Source organism: Nonomuraea insulae (assembly GCF_042656245.1).
The window spans coordinates 142,305-158,699 of record NZ_JBHSPA010000027.1; the positions used below are offsets into that span (position 1 = coordinate 142,305).

The window sequence follows — 16,395 nt, forward strand, 5'->3', positions numbered from 1 at the left end:
GACTTCCTGAGCGCCGGTCCGAGGATGAAGATGGCAATACAGGCTGTTAGCCGCGAACCCGTTGAAGTCACCATTCTGTTCGCAACCTTGCCAAGACCGATAATCCCCATCAGGATGAAAAGCCGATGAGATCGGCCAACGGGCGCCCTCGCGCCTTCCCCTTTTACATCGTGTGCGATGTATCGCACTCGATGCACACCGCCCGCGAGGATGGACGACCCACCCCCTTCGAGGTTCTCTCCAACTGTGTGGGGGAGCTGCTCTTCGAGCTGGAGGCGGGAGATCCGGGCGTCAGTGAGGCCGCGCATGTCGCCGTGGTGTCCTTTTCCGACAAGGTCGAGCTGGTGCTTCCGCTGACCAGGCCGTGCGACGCGATCAGGGTTCCGGCCCTGAGGCCCGGCAGGCAGACGGATTACCTGGCGGTCTTCAGCGAGCTCGTGAAGATCATCGAGAAGGATCGCAGGAAGCTGTCCAAGCAGTTCGACGTGCGGGCGCCGGTGGTCTTCTTCATCACCGACGGCGAGCCGTACGTCGGCGAGAACCATCAGGACGTCGAGATCTGGGGCCCCGCGCGCGACCGGCTGGCGAGCCTCCACCCGGCGCCGTACATCGTGGCGCTCGGATTCGGGACGGTGCGGGAGGACACCCTGCGGCGGGTCGCCACCACCCTCAGGGGTGAGGTGCTGGCCTTCGCGGGCGAGATCGCGACAGGAGCGGCCACCGTGCTGCACGGCATCGCGCAGGCCGTCTCGGACAGCATCAGCGCCTCGGTCAACAGGAACACGGCCGTTCTGCGCGGACCCGACGGGATGCGGCAGCTGAGATGATCAGGGCGACGCTGTTGGGATTACTCCTGCTCATCGGAGCCGGCCAGGTGGAGGCGGAGCCTGGTCCGTCGCAGGAGCCGACCGCGGTGGTGCCCAGTTCGCGGCAGAGCGGCGGTGGGACGGCGTCGGGGTGGCCGTGGTGGATCCTGTCCGGCGTCGCCGGTGGCGGCGCCGTACTTCTCGGGCAGTTACTGCTCGGCCGCAGGACCCGCACCGCGGCCGACGGCGGAACGCCACTCGGTCCGCTGCCCCAGCCGCTGCCCGTCCTGCTGGCGGGCGGCGCGGACTCGCGCGCCCCGGGCGTCGCACTCGACGGCGGCATGCTCGCGCAGACCACGGTCCGCGCCGTGAGCATCCGCGGCCGGCGCCATCGATACCGCGGCGAACCCCTGCAGGACGCCTACGCCGTACGGCTGAGCGCGGACGGACGATGGGTCATCGCGGCCGTTGCCGACGGGCTGGGCAGCACGTTGCACGCAGAACACGCCGCCGCGGTGGCCGTGCGCGCCGCCACGAACCTGTCCCTGACCCCCGACCTCGGCTGGCACGCGGCCTTCGCCACGGTCGCAGGGGAGGTCATGCGCGCCACCGCCCGGCTCGGCCGCCGGCCCACGGGCAGACACGGCGCCGGAGCCTCGGATCCGCCCGCCACGACGCTGACGATCGGCGTGGTCCCCGCGGACGGCAGGCGCGGGATCGCCGCCTGCGCGGCCATCGGGGACTCGCCGGCGCTGTGGCTCCATGACGGGACGTGGACCGAGATCTTCCCGCCTGAGGGGCAGCGGCCGGGGAACGTCACCTCCGCTCTGCCGGAGGACCTCGGTGAGCTGCGGGAACGGCAGATCGATTGGGGGCCTGGTGATGTGCTCGTCCTGTGCAGTGACGGCTTCGGGACGGCCATGGGCGGCGGCGGCAGCGCGCTCGCCCAGCGGCTCGTCACCTCGTGGAATTCGCCGCCCGCGCTGCGCAGCTTCCTGCGCGATGTGGACTTCCAGCTGTCGACGTACGACGACGACCGGACCGTGCTGGCGTTGTGGACGGGCCGTCACGACACGGCCGTCCTGTGACAGAAGTGCGGCGGCAGCGGTATGAATCCCCCAGACGCGGTCGAGGAAGCGGATCTGACGCCCCCCACGGACGCCGACGCCTACTACCTGCGGCCTGGCGGTCAGGCCCGTAGCCTGGTGCCGTGCGAGGTCAGCGGCGTCCCTGGTTGGTTCCTGTTCAAACGGTACGACGAGGAGACGCTGGCGGGGCTGGACGAGGACGCTCTGCTCGCCATGGTGCGCTGGCGGCGTGAACTTCCCCGGCAGGAGCGCGCGGCCCTCGATCGGTGTTGCGCGTGGCCGGTCGCGGCGGTCAGGAACGACCGGATCACCGGCATCCTGATCAGACCCGCTCCCGAGCAGATGTTCGTCGAACTCGGCACCCGCCTGGCGCCGCGGCACCTGGATGAGCTCACGCGCTCGCCCGAGCGGGCGAGCGCCCTTCGCGACCACTACGGCACGCGCTACTACGAGCCGCCCTACAAGCTGGCCGTGCTCGGCCAGTTGCTCATGACGGTGCAGTGGCTGCACGAGCAGGGATATGTGGTGGGCGATCTGCAACTGCGCAACGCCGTCTTCACCATCGACCCGGCACCCGCGGTATACCTGCTGGACTGCGACTCCTGCCTGCCGGTCGGAGGTCGCGGCGCCTTGCCGGAGGTCGATCCCGAGCAGTGGAAACTCCCCCAGGAAGGCGGATTCACCCCGGAGTCGGACTACTACAAGTTCGCCTGGGCCGTCGTGCGGTGCCTCCAGGAGAGCGCTGAGGCGTGGTCGCTCGACGATGCCGCGCTCGCCAGGGTCCTGCCGTTGCGGCATCGCCGCCTGATCAGGCAGTGTCTGGACGGCGCGCCGGACTCGGTGGACACCGAGCGGTGGCGGGCGGCGAGCGAGTCGTGGCGCTGGCTCGTCACTCCCGAACGCATTTACGTCGAGACCGACTCCAACCTGCGCGAGGCGTGGCGGCGGGGGAAATCGGCGGTCGGGAACGGCTCGCACGGCCGCCACGGGGGCATCATGGTGCTGATCGTCGTCCTGGCGGCGATCGCCATCGTCGTCGCGGTCACGTTGGGAGCCTGAATGGACACCGGTGACCCCCGGCGCATCGGGCCCTACGAGGTGCTCGGCCGCCTGGGCATCGGCGGTCAGGGTACGGTCTACCTCGCGCGGGGCGAGGCCGGCCGGGTCGCGATCAAGGTGATCCACGCGCAGGGGGCGGCCGATCCGAGGGCGCGCAGGCGGTTCGCGGACGAGGTGGCCATCGCGTCGCGGGTGCCCAGGGCGTACACGGCGATGATCATCGACGCCGCCATCGACCGGGACCAGCCGTACATCGTGAGCGAATACGTGGAAGGCCCGTCCCTGCAGGAGCTCGTCGACACGCACGGGCCGCTGACGGGGTCCGCGCTCGAACGCCTGGCGACCTATATGGCCACCGCCTTGGCGGCGATCCATGGCGCGGGAGTCATCCACCGGGATCTCAAGCCCGCCAACGTCATCGTCGGGCCGGACGGGCCACGTGTCGTGGACTTCGGAGTCGCACGGGCCCTGGAGGCGAGCGCCGCGGTCACCACGACCGTGGGAACCCCCGGCTATCTCGCACCGGAGCAGGTGGGAGGGGGCGACGACGCCGAGGTGGGTCCCCCCGCCGACGTGCATGCTTGGGCGGGCACCGTATATTTCGCCGCCACCGGCAAGGCGCCGTTCGCGGGGAACAACGTGGCCGTCATCATCAACCGCGTCCTGACCGTCACCCCCGACGTGGGGGCGATCTCCGAGCCGCTGCGTTCCCTGATCGCCGACTGCCTCGCCAAGAATCCGGCGCGGCGGCCCAGCACCATGGAACTGCTCGGCCGCCTCGTGGGGCTTCGAACGGACACCGCGCAGGCGACGGTGTTACGTACCGCGAGCTTGCCGGCCACCCTCGGAACGCTGAAGGAGACCACCACGCTGGGCAGCGGGCCCGCGGCCGACATCGTGATCCACGGGGAGGGGATCGCCCCGGCGCACGCCACCGTCCGCAAGGTGAGCGCGGGCTACCGGCTGCACGACCACAGCGGCGGCCTGGGCACGTTCATCGACGGTCGTCCCGTTCTCTACGCGACCCTGCGATCGGGTGATCGGTTCACCATCGGCACGGCGGTGCTCCGCCTCACCGAGGCGGGGGAGTTGGAGCGTGTACGGCTCGGCCGCAGGCCCGCCGTGCGCTGGTGGCTGCTGCTCCTCCTGGTCGCGGCAGTGGTGCTGACGGTGATCGTCGTGGTTACGGGCCAGTAGTCACGGGCGTGGGAGTCGTGGTTACGGGATGGTCACGGGCGTGGGAATGGTGATGTTCACTCGCTCCCCGGTCCTGGAGTCGAGAGTGAAGGCGCCGCTGGCGCCGCGGATGACGTTGGTGCCGGTGAACAGGTAGAGCTGCCCGCGGACCGCCGCGGCGGAGGGCAGGCTCAGCTGGGACGGGTCGGCGCCGATGGCGGCCTTCTGGATCGCGGTGACCGCGGCGGTCACCGCGTCATACGACAGGATCGCCAACCCGGTGCCGAGATGCGCAGCGGGGAAGGTCGCGCCATGGTGGGGCGCCACGAACTCGTTACGGAAGTCCTGGTAGAGCTGGCGGTTCGGATTGGCCTCGTTGTCGAGCCGCTTGGGATCGGCGAGCGGCACGAACAGCACCTTGATGGGTGCTTCAGGGTCGTGCAGCGACGGATCGTTCGGATCTTGGTCCTGGGCGTCGTCCCCGGTGACCACGGTGATGGGCGTGGACCGGCAGGGCCGGCTCCGCAGCAGCTTGAGGAAGGTGGGCATGAACGCCTGGCGGCCGGCATAGAAGATCATGTCGGTCTTCGCCCCGCAGATCGTGTCGCTGATGGTCCGCAGGAGCGAGGGACCGCCACGCGGGTCGAAGGGAAAACTGAGTCCGGTCCTGTCGAGATACGGCTTGAGCCCGAGTTTCGGGTCGAGGAAGGCATCCTTCAACGAGCGGGCGTAAAGGTCCTTGGTTCCCTGCGGGGTCACGTCGGCCCACATCAGGGCCGCGTTTCCGCCGACCTTCTTCTTCTTGAACTCTTCGGAGATGGCCTCAAGCTGGGCCGAGGTGCTGACCGCGGTGCGGGTGAGACCGGGAATGGGTCCGGCGTCGTCGATCTCGCCGGTGGTGTTGAACCCGGCCGCGGTGATGAAGTCGGCGACCATCGGGATTCCGGGATCCTTGGCCAGGGCACGTGCGGCGTCGATGCTTTCCTGCTGGCTCGGGCCCATTCCGGTGACCGCGACGATCTGTCCGGGGCTCGCCGTCGCACCCGTCGCGGCATTGCTCCGCAGCGCCTGCACGGTCGTCCGCCACTTCGAGCCGTCGTGGCCGGTGTTGGCCAGCAGGAGCCGGATCTTGGGGAAGGTCTCCGCACGGTTGGCGCGGTACTGGCCGATGAACGCCCCTTCGAGCTGGTGGAGGGCGCGCTCGCCGACCAGCCCGCGCGGGCCCGCTCCCATCGGGGCCATGAGCGCGATCGTGCTGTAGTCATCGCCCTTGGTGACCTCACGGTTCTCCGCCGCGATGCCCTCCAGGATCTGGCGGTACTGCTGGCCCAGGACCATCGTCCCGTCTGCTGGGTCCATCAGCCCGACGCATTCGTCCTCGATGGCGACGACGTCCGCGCTGGTCGTCTCACAACCGCCCCACGGCCACCACGCCTGGGTGTAGCTCACGAGCACCACGGTGGAGATCAGGACGGCGACGACGATGACGATCACCACCATGCGCCGCCGGAAAAGCGTACCTACCTGGCGTAACAGGCTCCAGGCGCGCGCGGCGAGGGAAGGTGGCGGTGCCGGTTCGTCATACATCTGGACTCCAAGCCGTCACTCATCCCATGACCGTGCAGACGCGCATTCTCGAATATCGATCGCACGCTTTCCCATCCCTGGGCCGGCGGCCGCCTAAACTCACCGTCATTAAAGCGTGATCAATGGCAGCCGGACAACAGTCAGCCGGTGAAGGCGGCCGGGAGCTGGTCGAGTGAGTGGATGACGCGGATGCCGTTGCCGAGGGCCGTTCCGGCTCCGGTGTTCGCTCGGTCGAGCCAGTAGGCGTGCAGTCCCGCGTCGTGGGCGCCCACCGCGTCCAGCGCGTACTTGTCTCCGACATAGGCCACTTCGTGCGGCTTGAGACCGAGGGAAGCGCAGCCGGCGACGAAGATGCTCGACGCGGGCTTGGCCGCGCCGTGCTGGTCAGAGCAGACGAGCGTGTCGCCGAAGTAGGGCAGCAGGCCGATGACGTCGAGCTTGTGACGCTGGTGGGTGGCGGATGAGTTGGAGACGACGCCGAGGCGGTAGTCGGGCGCGAGCTTCCTGAGGACGGGCTCGGCGTCGGGGAACGCCGCCCAGGCGGCATGGTGGTGGGCCTGGTATCCGGCGAACCAGGCGGAGGCTTCCTGGTCCGACAGGCCGGCGTGCGGGGTCTGCCCGATGTGGGAGAGGAATTCGCGGGTGCGTTCGTGCCGCTGTTCCGCGAAGGTGAGCTCGCCGTTCAGGAAGCGGGCGTAGTGCCTGTCCATGATGGTTCGCCAGAGCGCGAGCGCCGTGGCGGGGTCGGGGAACCTCTCCAGCAGTCCTTCGGCCCGCAGGTGGGCGAGCACACCGGTTTCTTCCGAGGTGGAGTAGTCGAACAGGGTGTCGTCCACGTCGAAGAGCACACCCTGGATCGGCATGCGGTCGTCCCTTCTGGTCCTGGTGGCGTCAGGCGGGTTCCAGGCCGAGGAGCCGGGCGACGATGGCGACCTGGCCGGCGTAGTGGTGGAGGAACTCGGGGGAGTGGGGATCGACCTGGCAGATGCCCTCGATGACGTGCGGAAGCGTGGTGGTCGCCATGGCCGCGGACATCAGCATGATCACCAGGCAGGCCGGGTCCACCTCGGCGGGTAGCCGCCCTGCCGCCTGCAGGTCGCGGATCTCATCGACGCTTCCCTGCAACCGCCCGGAACGGGCCGTGTGATCGGGGTCGGACTCAGGGCCGGCGTACTCCAGGCCGCCCCACGCCATCAGCCGCACACCGTCGGGGTTGCTCAGGGCCTCCAGCGCGTATCGGCGGATCTGCTCGGGGAGCGGCGTGCCGGGCTCGATCAGCTCGCTCTCGTGCTGCCGCCACTCTTCCGACAGTGCCCGGTAGAGGCCCTCCTTGCCGTCGAAATAGTACGAGATCAGCTGCTGGTTGACCCCCGCCCTGGAGGCGATCGCGGCGATGCGGCCGCCCGCGAACCCGTGCGCGGCGAACTCGGCCGCCGCCGCTTCCAGGATGAGTTTGCGGGTGCGTTCCGGGTCGCGCTGTCGTTCGTGCGGCTTGGGTGAGCGGCGCGGTTTCGGCGTGGGCACGGCCCGATCATACATCCACCTGACTGTCCCACCTGGCATGTGCAGCTAATCAAGTGAACGGTTGACAGAGTGATGTAGGCGATTGATTATGAGCACGCAACGACTGACAGGAGTGTGGGAACGATGAATGATCACAAGACCGCGGTTCTCATCGTGGGAGGAGGTGTCACCGGCCTGTCCACGGCACTCTTCCTCGCACGCCGGGGAATCCGCCCGATCCTGGTCGAACGGCACCCGTCCACGGCGATCACGCCTCAGGCGCGGGCGTTCAACCCGCGCTCGATCGAGATCTTCCGCGCCCTCGGCCTGGAGGAGGAGATCCGCGGCCACACGTCGTTGCTGGTCGACTTCCCCGAGATGATCGGCGCTGACACGCTGGCCGGCGAGGAGCGCTTCCGCTACGACATCCTCGCCCAGTTGCGGCCGCCGGAGAGCCTCAGCCCTGCCGACTGGGTCATGATCGACCAGGACGAGCTGGAGCGGATCCTGCACGTCAGCGCCGAAGCCGACGGCGCCGACGTGCGGTTCGGCACCGAGCTGATCTCTCTCGACCCGGGCGCCGACGGTGTGACGGCCGTCGTGCGCGACCTCGGCAGCGGAGAGGAGCACACCATCCGCGCCGACTACCTGGTCGCGGCGGACGGCCACCGCGCGGGCATCCGCAACCGGCTCGGCATCGGCGTCGACCAGACCGGCGCCCTGGGCCATGTCGTCTACTTCGTCTTCGACGCCGACCTCACCGCCGCGCTGCGCGGGCGCCGGTTCCTGCTGGCCTACCTCGACCGGCCGACGACGGGCACGGTGCTGGTGCCGCTGAAGATGTTCGGGCGGTGGATGCTCGGGTCGCCCTACCACCCGGAGCGGGGCGACAGTCCCGACGACTTCACCGAGGAGCGCTGCGTGGAACTCGCGCGCGTCGCGGTCGGGGATCCCGACCTCGAACTCACCCTTGTGCCGTCGGTTCCCGGGTGGTCACAGAAGATCTCGCACAGTACGGGCGGCGCGTGGGTCGCGCGGCAGTACCGGGCGGGCCGGGTGTTCTTCGCCGGTGACGCGGCCCACGTCGTGCCACCGTCGGGGTCGTACGGCGCGAACACCGGCATCGCCGACGCGCACAACCTGGCATGGAAGCTCGCCGCCGTGATCGAGGGCGGGGCCGGGGACGCGCTCCTGGACACCTACGAGGACGAGCGTCGTCCCGTCGCGCAGGTCACCTTGCGAACGGCGGTGCAGCTACTCCACAACCGCCAGAAGGGCGACGGCGAGGAGAGCGAGGAGATCGACGACACCACGATGATCTTCGGATACCGGTACGCGTCGGAAGCCGTCCTCACCGAGCAGTCCACCCCTGACGGGCCGGTCGAAGACCCGCGTGAGCCCAGCGGGCGTCCTGGCCTGCGCGCGCCGCACGTCTGGCTGGACCGGGCGGGGGCCAGACTGTCCACCCTCGACCTGTTCACCGGCGCCTTCACCCTGCTCGTCGGCCCGAACGGCGCGGACTGGGCGGCGGCGGCCAGGAAGGTGACACCTGAGATCGAGCTGGACGTGCACCACATCGGCGTCGAACTCCACGACCCCGAAGCCCGGTTCCTGGAGGCATACGGCATCGCGAGCACGGGCGCGACCCTCGTACGACCGGACGGATTCGTCGCATGGCGCGCCAGCGACCTGCCTCAGGAGCCGGAACACGAGCTACGGCAGGTGCTGACGCACCTCCTCGCGAAGGCGGCCGGCTAGCGTCGTAGGGTTCCACCATGACCCCTGCCGGATCGTTGCACCATGTCGAGATCTGGGTCCCTGACCTGGGGCGGGCCGTCGCCGGGTGGGGGTGGTTGCTCGAAGCGCTCGGTTACACGCTCCACCAGGAGTGGAAGGACGGCCGTAGCTGGCGGCTGGGGGCTACGTACCTGGTGTTCGAGCAGTCCCCCGCCCTCAGCGCCGACCACCACGACCGGCTCCGCCCGGGGCTGAACCACCTGGCCTTTCACGTGGCGAGCCGGGAGCGGGTGGAGGAACTGGCAGGGCAGGCGCCGGCGTACGGGTGGAGGCTGATGTTCCCGGACCGGCACCCGTACGCGGGCGGCGAGCAGCACTATGCCGCCTACCTGGAGGACCAGGACGGGTTCGAGGTGGAGCTGGTGGCTGCCGCCTGAGTGCCGACGAGTAGTAGTTCGCGGGTGCTTCACCGCATGTTCAGTTAAATGTCAGAAATCATCATTAGTGCGGTATACCGTCTCGATTTGATCTATCACCGCTTAACGAAGACGGGTACCGCACCATGCGCAAGGTCCTGACCCTCACCCTCGCCGCAACCTCAGCCCTCGCCCTCCACATCGCCCCGGCCGCCGCCGCCGCCGACCGTCCCAGGGAGCTCCCGGCGGTCATCGACGGTGGCGCCTGGACCGAAGGTCACGTCCAGGGCATGGCCATCGACCAGCGCAAGGGGTTCATGTACTTCTCCTTCACCAACGTCCTGGTCAAGACCGACCTGAAGGGCAAGCTGATCGGCACGGTGACGGGCTTCACCGGCCACCTCGGCGACATGGACTTCAACACCCAGGACGGCCGGGTGTACGGGTCGCTGGAGTACAAGGAGCAGGAGTCCTTCTACATCGCGATCTTCGACGTCGACCGCATCACCGCCCCCGGCATGAACCCGGCCGACGTGATGAAGACGGTCTACCTCAAGGAGGTCGTGGCCGACTACACCGCCGACATGAACGGGGACGGCACCTTCGACGGCAACATCGGCAACACCCCCGACCACCGCTACGGCTGCAGCGGCATCGACGGCGTCTCCTTCGGCCCCGAGTTCGGCAAGAAGCACGGCAAGCAGAAGCTGACCGTCGCCTACGGCATCTACGCCAACACCACGAGGCAGGACAACGACCACCAGGTCGTGCTTCAGTACGACATCCAGCAGTGGAAGAAGTACGAGCAGCCCCTCACCGAGAGCGCCCCGCACAAGAGCGGCCCCGAGCAGCCGGATGGCAAGTACTTCGCCTACACCGGCAACACCACGTACGGCGTGCAGAACCTCCAGTACGACGAGCACACCGGCAACTGGATGATGGCCGTGTACAAGGGCACCAAGCCGCAGTTCCCCAACTACCCCTTCTTCATGGTGGACGGGAGCAAGCGGCCCATGACCGGCGAGATCGCCGGCCAGCCGCAGGCCGAGCGCGGCAAGCTCCTCACCCTCGCGCAGGGCGGGCTCCAGGACGACGCCACGGGCGTCAGGGGATGGCAGTTCAACGGCGAGTACGGGCTGGTCTCGCTCGGCGGCGGCCGCTACTACGTCGCCAAGGCCGGCAAGGTCACCGAGGACGGCGTCTCCAAGAACACCGGGCAGGCCCAGCTCTACCGCTGGACCGGCCAGTCGCCGACGCCCTTCGAGCAGGCCGGCTAGACGTCCGCCTCGGGGCAGGGGTCGGACTGCGGGGTCCGCACGACCGTGCTGTCCTGCTGCACGCCGCCGCCCACCTGCTCGGCCTGGGCGGCGGGCACCGTGGTCAGGGCGAAGGTCGTGAGAATGACCGCCGCCGAGGCGGCCACACGCCGGATGGGCTTCATGGGTCCTCCATGAGGGGCGCTCGACTGAGACCCATCCTGTGCGCTGTCGCGAAGGATGTCCAGACAATGCCCCCAGCCGCCAGGCCTTGGAGGAGAGTGAATCCTGCAGCGCCTGAGAGGCGGACAGGCCGCCTGCGGACGACCGGTAATGGCTGTTATGGTCGTCCCTTATCTCTGAAGACGTAAATTTTCCTGCATGGGAGGGTCATGCGGACCTCAAAGAAGATCGCGCTCGTCACGTCCGTGCTGGCCGCGGCCGCCGCCCCGATGGCGGCGATGGCGCCGGCGGCCGGTGCGCAGGCCGCACCGGCCTGGTACGCCTACCACGGTTTGAGCGCGCAGCAGAGCATCGCCAAGGTCAACCAGCTCAAGGACCAGGGCTATCACCCGATCACGGTGAACGTGTCCGACGGTGAGCGGTACGCGGGCGTGTGGGTCAAGGGCGGCTCTGGTGACTGGGGCATCTGGCAGGGCATGTCGGCCAGTGGGTTCCAGAAGCGGTTCGACGCCGCGATGAAGGAAGGCGCCCAGCCGACCTCCGTGTCGGCCACCGGGCCGGCCGACTCGCCCGTGTTCACCGCGATCTTCGAGAAGAAGAGCAGTGCGTTCCTCACGAAGTCGAACCTGACGCCTGCCGCCTTCGGCACCGTCAACAAGCAGGCCGCCGCCAAGGGGCTCGCGCTGGCCTCCGTCGACGCGTACGGCACCCCGGGCGACATCCGCTACGTCGGTGTGTGGACCGCCAACTCCGGCGGCAGCTGGTACTACACCTACGGCAAGAGCAAGCAGCAGCACGAGGCCGAGTTCAACGCCAGGAGGGCCAAGGGCTACCGGCCGGTCAAGGTGTCCGTGGCGCCCGACGGCACCTACTCGGCCGTGTGGCGCAAGGACGGGGTCAAGTCCTGGGCCCACTACGTGGACATGAACGCCTCTGGTTACCAGAAGCGCTTCAACGACCTCAAGGCCAAGGGGCTCTACCCCGTGCAGGTCAACGCCGAGAACGGCACGTACGCCGCCATCTGGCAGTAACCCGGCACCCGGGTGCGGTGCACTGCCGCACCGCACCCCCACGTCGCACCCCGCCGCACCCCGCCACGCCCCCCGCCGCACCCCGCCACGTTCTAACGCTTCAAGATCCGTACCTCGCCCGTCGTGCTGCGGGCCACGATCTTGCTGGTGCTCTTGGCGTCGTCGCCGACCTCGGAGCGCTCGCGGCCCTCCTTGCTCCTGGCCGTCACCGCGTACGTGCCCGACGGCACCCGCGCGGTCACCCTGCCGTCACGGGACTGCAGGTCGAGGGTGGTGGGCCGGCCGGCGAACGCCACGTCGATGGCGCCGTCCGAGGTGCGGGCCCTGACGTAGGCGGACTTCAGCCCCTCAGCTGCGATCGACCCCTCGCTGCGCAGCCGCAGCCGCCCCGAGGCCCCCGTGACCTGGATGCGGTCGCGGCTGGTCGCGTCCACGTCCTGGGTGAGGCCGTTGAGGATGACGCCGTCCGCCGCGTCCACCGACAGCCGCACGCCGGGCGGGACCTTGACGTGGTAGCGGGCGCCGCAGTCGCCGAAGACGATGGTGCAGTTCGCGCTGAGACGCAGGGTGCCGTCGCGCAGCGACCACGCGGGCTCTGCGGTGGCCGCCTTGCCGCGTAGCCAGCGTTCCACCTGTACGGCGGCGCCCGTGCCCTGGAGAACGCGTACCCCGCCCAGGGAGGAGCTGATCTTCAGGGTCGTCCCGGTGAAGGGGAACGACTGGGCGGCGCGGACCTCTTCGGCCTCCAGCTCCACGCCGCAACCACTCGCAACGGCCAGGAGCGCCGCGCCTGCCGCTAATGCCGCGATCTTCCTCATGAACACGATCGTGGCGGGGATCGGCGGGACGGCCATCGGTCATCCGGCCGAACGACCATCGACCATTCGGCCAGATCCGTCTCTCAGAGGGCCGAGAGCAGCGCCGTCACCTGGTCCAGCGGGTCGGAGCCGATCGGGCGCACCGCGACCGTCTCGGCCCCGGCCGCCCACACGCTCTTGACCCAGGCCGCCGCCTCCTGCGGGGTCCCGTCCGCCATCGCCAGCTCCTCCGGCGCGACCCCCAGGAACCCGGACTGCCCCGCCACCATGTCCCTGGCCGCCTGATCGACCTCGGAGGAGCCCAGACGCAGGAACGCGAACACCACCAGCTCGTGGTCCTCGTCCCCGCCGATCTGCTCGACGATGCCCGGCACCTGGGCGGGCCCGATGCCCTCGGGCACGATCGTGCCGTTGGCCACGCGGCCCGACAGTGCCAGCGAGCGCGGGCCCTTCACCCCGGCCAGCACGGGCGGCGGCTGCGCGGGCGGGTGCACCAGCGACACCCCATCCAGGTGGACCGACTTACCGTCAAGGGTGACCGTCTGGCCCTGCAGCAGGGCGCGTACGGAGGTGATCGTCTCCTCCAGGAGGGAGAGCGGCGACGGCACGGCGGCGCCCACCTGCCGCATCCAGCCCTCCACGCCGTGCCCGATGCCGGCCGCCAGCCGCCCGGGGTGCAGGCGCTCCAGGTTCGCCAGCTCCATCGCCAGCACCATCGGGTTGCGCAGCGGCGCCGGGGTGATGCCGATGCCGACGCGCAGCCGGGAGGTGACCGCGAGCGCCGTGGCCGCCGCCGAGATGCCGCCGGTCCAGCCCAGGTCCTCCACCACCCACAGATCGTCGACGGACGTCTCGTCGAGCGCCCTGGCGAACGGGATGAGCTGCTCGGGCGGCAACCCCCGGTCGAACATGACTCCGAGTCTCACGATGTCCTCCAGTAATAGCGGAACAACCGGCCGGTCTCCGAGTATCCAGCACGCAGGAACGCGGCGGCGGTCGGAACGTTCCCGATGTCCGTGGCGGCGACGATGCGCTGCAGACCGGCCTCGGCGAGGCTACGGGTGCCCCTGGCCAGGAGGTCGTTGACGTAGCCGCGGCCGCGGTGTTCCGGCGTCACGCCGATGTAGGCGATCGAGTGGTCGTCGGGGGCCACCAGCCCGACGGGGTGGTCACCGAGGTAGCCGACGACGAACCAGCTGGGTTTGGCCTTGCGGTTCATCAGGTCGTCGTACATCCATCGGGCCTCCTTCTCCGCGCCCGACGTGGCGATCTCGATCCGGGTGTCGTAGTCGAGAGAGCCCTCGGAGATGCGTACGAGGAGGGCGATCACCTCCGCCGGGTCCATGCGGCGCGCGGCCCGGTACGTCAGCCTGCCCGGATCGTCCGGGATGTCGCTGCCGGCCACCCATTCGAGCAGCAGCCGCTCCACCTCCATGGCGAAGCCCGCCTCGATGAGGGCCTCGTGCTCGACGGCGCGGTCGACGACAGGGGTGAGTCCGGGCTGGAGGGAGATGTCATGGATTATCTTGGTCAGCCCCATCTCGTCCAGACTGCGGCGCAGCAGCCCGGCGGCGGCGATGGGGTCGGGCCCGGGATCGAACTGCCAGACGATCACCGGCTCCGAGCCGGGGAAGGACGCCCAGTACGCCAGGCGGGCCTGCCCGTCCGCGAAGCACCACTCAGGACGCGTCCTGCCCTCGTCGAAGGCGGACCTGAGCTGGGAGCGCGCGGGCTCGGGGAACTGGTCGAACAACGTGAAAGCCTCCGCACGTGAGAGGGCTCTCCCGCGACTGCTGATACGTCGTGGTGAGGTCTGCCCGCGATGACAATGACCATGTTCTCGCAAACATCGCGGAGGTAGAGCCCGTCTCAGGCGGCGTTGTCCAGCGCCTCACGTGCTTCGCTGACGGATTCGCTCGTCTCGAAATGGCGGTCGAGATTGGTGATCGTCAGCAGGTGCCGGATCATTCCCGGCGCGAGCACCAGAATCAGGCGCCCGTTCATGTGCTGTACGTGGTTGAGCGCGGCCACCAGTACCCCGAGCCCGACGGAGTCACAGAAGGGCACCTCGGTCAGGTCGATGACCACGTTGAGCGGATCGGCGGCGGCCAGCGCCTGCTCCATCTCCGCCCGCAGCCGTGGAGCGCCTGCCACGTCCAGATCGCCTACGACGCGCACGAACGTACAGGGGTCCTCCTGCCAGCACCTGACCACCATGGGCCTCACCTGCCCGGAACGCAGATTGTTATGCCTATTTCTTACATATGTTCTCCATTGCCGTTTTAGTCGTTGGTGTAACACTCGGCTTGGCAGATGGGGTGCCGGTGGACTTTTGTTGCTGGATTTTCGGCTGGTCGCTGCCCAGGATGATCTCGATGCCCTCGATATCCACCTTGCGAAGCTCCGCGTCGGGAATGGCGGCGGCCACGACCTTCGCCGAAGCCTCCTTTGCCGCCCCATAACGGATGATCGTCTTCTTGTAGTCCTTCTTGCTCGTGTTGCCGGGTTCGCCGGGCACCTTGAACCCGTAGTCGGTCAGTGCCGTCTTGGCGCGCGCGGCCAGGCCCGTGATGAGCGTGCCGTTCTTGACCTTGATCGAGATCTGCCCCGGCGGGATCGCCGTCGGCTTGCTCGACGGCTTGGGGGAGGCCGACGGCGTGGGCTTGGCCGGGTCGCGGTCGGCGTCGATCTGGGTGAACATGGCGCGGGCCGCCTGCTTGTCCCACAACACCGCCGACTCGCCGGTGGGCGCCTTGAAGTCCACGTTGGACAGCGGCACCTCGGCGAACTTCACATCCTCCAGCGAGACGTCCCTGAGCTGCGTGGCCAGACCGAGCAGCCCGTCGTCGGGGTCGACCTTGACCGTGCTGAGCGTCGAGTTGACGAACGAGGCCAGCTTGCCCGGGTTGGCCAGCGTGTCGGCGCTGAGCGCCCGGTTGAGCAGGGCCGAGATCACCTGCTGCTGCCGGTCGATGCGGTCGAGGTCGGCGCGGCCGGTGGCGCGCGTGCGGGCGTAGCCGAGCGCCTGGACGCCGCCGAGCTGGTGGGTGCCGGCCGGCAGGTTGAGCGCGATCTTGGTGTCGTTGATCGGCACCGGCGTGCAGACGGTGACCCCGCCGAGGGAGTCGACCACGTCGATGAAGCCCAGGATGTTGACCTCGATGTAGCGGTTGATCTGCAGCCCGGTGACCGCCTCGACGGTCTGCTTGGCCAGCTTGGGCCCGCCGTAGTGGTACGCCGAATTGATCTTGTGGTCGCCCTTGCCCGGGATCGTCGTCCAGGTGTCGCGCGGCAGGCTCACCACGGTCACCTTCTTGTGGTCCTCCGACAGGTGGATGACCATCATGGTGTCGGTGCGCTCACCGGACTCGCGGCCGAGCTTGAGCTGGTTCTGCTTCTGGCGGGTGAGGTCGTCGCGCTTGTCCACACCGACCAGCAGGATGTTCTCGGCGCCCTTGGACGACGCCGTCACGCCCGCGTCCACGGTGCCGATCTGGCGCGGGGTCGCCCACACCACCCCGGTCGTGACCAGCACGCCCGTGGACAGGAAACCGGCGATCAGCACGTTGCGGCGGCGGGCCCTGGCGCTCCTGCGCGGCGGCTTCCGGGTGCGGACGGGTGCGAGCTTGACGCCTCCGTAGGCGTCCCCGCCCACGAGCACACCGCCGTCCTCCTCGCCCGGATCGCCCATCCGTCCCCCTAGTGTCACCCCGGAGGATCGGGCTTTCGATTGCC

Annotated in this window: 17 protein-coding genes; 8 read left to right on the forward strand and 9 right to left on the reverse strand. The window is 69.0% G+C overall.

The window, feature by feature from the left end; all coding sequences use genetic code 11:
- Positions 1-125 precede the first annotated feature (125 nt).
- Genes ACFPZ3_RS22985 through ACFPZ3_RS23000 form a run of 4 tightly spaced genes read left to right on the forward strand, consistent with a single transcriptional unit; the run spans position 126 to position 4,150 of the window.
- Positions 126-827, forward strand: coding sequence for a vWA domain-containing protein (locus ACFPZ3_RS22985; RefSeq protein WP_379516259.1), 702 nt, complete (start codon positions 126-128; stop codon positions 825-827).
- A 14-nt stretch (positions 828-841) separates the two neighbouring features.
- Positions 842-1,894 carry a protein phosphatase 2C domain-containing protein gene (locus ACFPZ3_RS22990; protein ID WP_379516260.1) on the forward strand — a complete coding sequence of 351 codons (1,053 nt, stop codon included), beginning with the start codon at positions 842-844 and terminating at the stop codon, positions 1,892-1,894.
- 21 nt (positions 1,895-1,915) lie between these two features.
- A complete protein-coding gene (locus ACFPZ3_RS22995; RefSeq protein WP_379516261.1) occupies positions 1,916-2,953 on the forward strand; it encodes a protein kinase family protein in 1,038 nt (345 codons plus the stop codon).
- Entirely contained in the window at positions 2,954-4,150 is a 1,197-nt protein-coding gene (locus ACFPZ3_RS23000) for an FHA domain-containing serine/threonine-protein kinase (RefSeq protein WP_379516262.1), read from the forward strand.
- A 21-nt stretch (positions 4,151-4,171) separates the two neighbouring features.
- Here the strand turns inward: ACFPZ3_RS23000 and ACFPZ3_RS23005 are convergent, their stop codons facing one another.
- The 3 genes from ACFPZ3_RS23005 to ACFPZ3_RS23015 all read right to left on the reverse strand — a co-directional run bounded on the left by ACFPZ3_RS23005 (position 4,172) and on the right by ACFPZ3_RS23015 (position 7,240).
- A complete protein-coding gene (locus ACFPZ3_RS23005) occupies positions 4,172-5,716 on the reverse strand; it encodes a type 1 periplasmic-binding domain-containing protein (RefSeq protein WP_379516263.1) in 1,545 nt (514 codons plus the stop codon).
- A gap of 140 nt (positions 5,717-5,856) precedes the next feature.
- On the reverse strand, positions 5,857-6,579 hold the full coding sequence (locus ACFPZ3_RS23010; protein ID WP_379516264.1) for an HAD family hydrolase: 723 nt from the start codon (positions 6,577-6,579) through the stop codon (positions 5,857-5,859).
- Positions 6,580-6,607: 28 nt separating this feature from the next.
- Positions 6,608-7,240 (reverse strand): TetR/AcrR family transcriptional regulator, encoded by a 633-nt coding sequence (locus tag ACFPZ3_RS23015; protein WP_379516265.1) that lies wholly within the window; start codon positions 7,238-7,240, stop codon positions 6,608-6,610.
- 123 nt (positions 7,241-7,363) lie between these two features.
- Here ACFPZ3_RS23015 and ACFPZ3_RS23020 point away from each other — a divergent pair, with 123 nt between their 5' ends.
- The 3 genes from ACFPZ3_RS23020 to ACFPZ3_RS23030 all read left to right on the forward strand — a co-directional run bounded on the left by ACFPZ3_RS23020 (position 7,364) and on the right by ACFPZ3_RS23030 (position 10,649).
- The gene (locus tag ACFPZ3_RS23020; RefSeq protein ID WP_379516266.1) at positions 7,364-8,977 is read left to right on the forward strand and encodes an FAD-dependent oxidoreductase; all 1,614 of its coding nucleotides are present in this window, start codon (positions 7,364-7,366) and stop codon (positions 8,975-8,977) included.
- Positions 8,978-8,994: 17 nt separating this feature from the next.
- Entirely contained in the window at positions 8,995-9,393 is a 399-nt protein-coding gene (locus ACFPZ3_RS23025; protein ID WP_379516267.1) for a VOC family protein, read from the forward strand.
- A 125-nt stretch (positions 9,394-9,518) separates the two neighbouring features.
- On the forward strand, positions 9,519-10,649 hold the full coding sequence (locus tag ACFPZ3_RS23030) for a hypothetical protein (RefSeq protein ID WP_379516268.1): 1,131 nt from the start codon (positions 9,519-9,521) through the stop codon (positions 10,647-10,649).
- Here ACFPZ3_RS23030 and ACFPZ3_RS23035 read toward each other — a convergent pair.
- Positions 10,646-10,813 carry a hypothetical protein gene (locus ACFPZ3_RS23035; RefSeq protein ID WP_379516269.1) on the reverse strand — a complete coding sequence of 56 codons (168 nt, stop codon included), beginning with the start codon at positions 10,811-10,813 and terminating at the stop codon, positions 10,646-10,648. The two genes, ACFPZ3_RS23030 and ACFPZ3_RS23035, sit on opposite strands and share 4 nt — an antisense overlap.
- Positions 10,814-11,020: 207 nt before the next feature.
- Between ACFPZ3_RS23035 and ACFPZ3_RS23040 the strand changes: the two genes are divergently transcribed.
- Complete coding sequence (locus ACFPZ3_RS23040) at positions 11,021-11,842, forward strand: hypothetical protein (protein ID WP_379516270.1); 822 nt, start codon at positions 11,021-11,023, stop codon at positions 11,840-11,842.
- Between the two features lie 92 nt (positions 11,843-11,934).
- Here the strand turns inward: ACFPZ3_RS23040 and ACFPZ3_RS23045 are convergent, their stop codons facing one another.
- The 5 genes from ACFPZ3_RS23045 to ACFPZ3_RS23065 all read right to left on the reverse strand — a co-directional run bounded on the left by ACFPZ3_RS23045 (position 11,935) and on the right by ACFPZ3_RS23065 (position 16,351).
- On the reverse strand, positions 11,935-12,660 hold the full coding sequence (locus tag ACFPZ3_RS23045; RefSeq protein ID WP_379516271.1) for a DUF4097 family beta strand repeat-containing protein: 726 nt from the start codon (positions 12,658-12,660) through the stop codon (positions 11,935-11,937).
- A gap of 83 nt (positions 12,661-12,743) precedes the next feature.
- Positions 12,744-13,586, reverse strand: a complete 843-nt coding sequence (locus tag ACFPZ3_RS23050) for an LLM class flavin-dependent oxidoreductase (RefSeq protein ID WP_379516272.1) — start codon at positions 13,584-13,586, stop codon at positions 12,744-12,746.
- Positions 13,583-14,413, reverse strand: a complete 831-nt coding sequence (locus tag ACFPZ3_RS23055; protein WP_379516273.1) for a GNAT family N-acetyltransferase — start codon at positions 14,411-14,413, stop codon at positions 13,583-13,585. Before ACFPZ3_RS23055 ends, ACFPZ3_RS23050 begins: the two co-directional genes overlap by 4 nt.
- A 116-nt stretch (positions 14,414-14,529) precedes the next feature.
- Positions 14,530-14,877 (reverse strand): STAS domain-containing protein, encoded by a 348-nt coding sequence (locus ACFPZ3_RS23060; protein ID WP_379516274.1) that lies wholly within the window; start codon positions 14,875-14,877, stop codon positions 14,530-14,532.
- A 34-nt stretch (positions 14,878-14,911) separates the two neighbouring features.
- Complete coding sequence (locus ACFPZ3_RS23065) at positions 14,912-16,351, reverse strand: LCP family protein (protein WP_379516275.1); 1,440 nt, start codon at positions 16,349-16,351, stop codon at positions 14,912-14,914.
- Between the last annotated feature and the right edge of the window lie 44 nt (positions 16,352-16,395).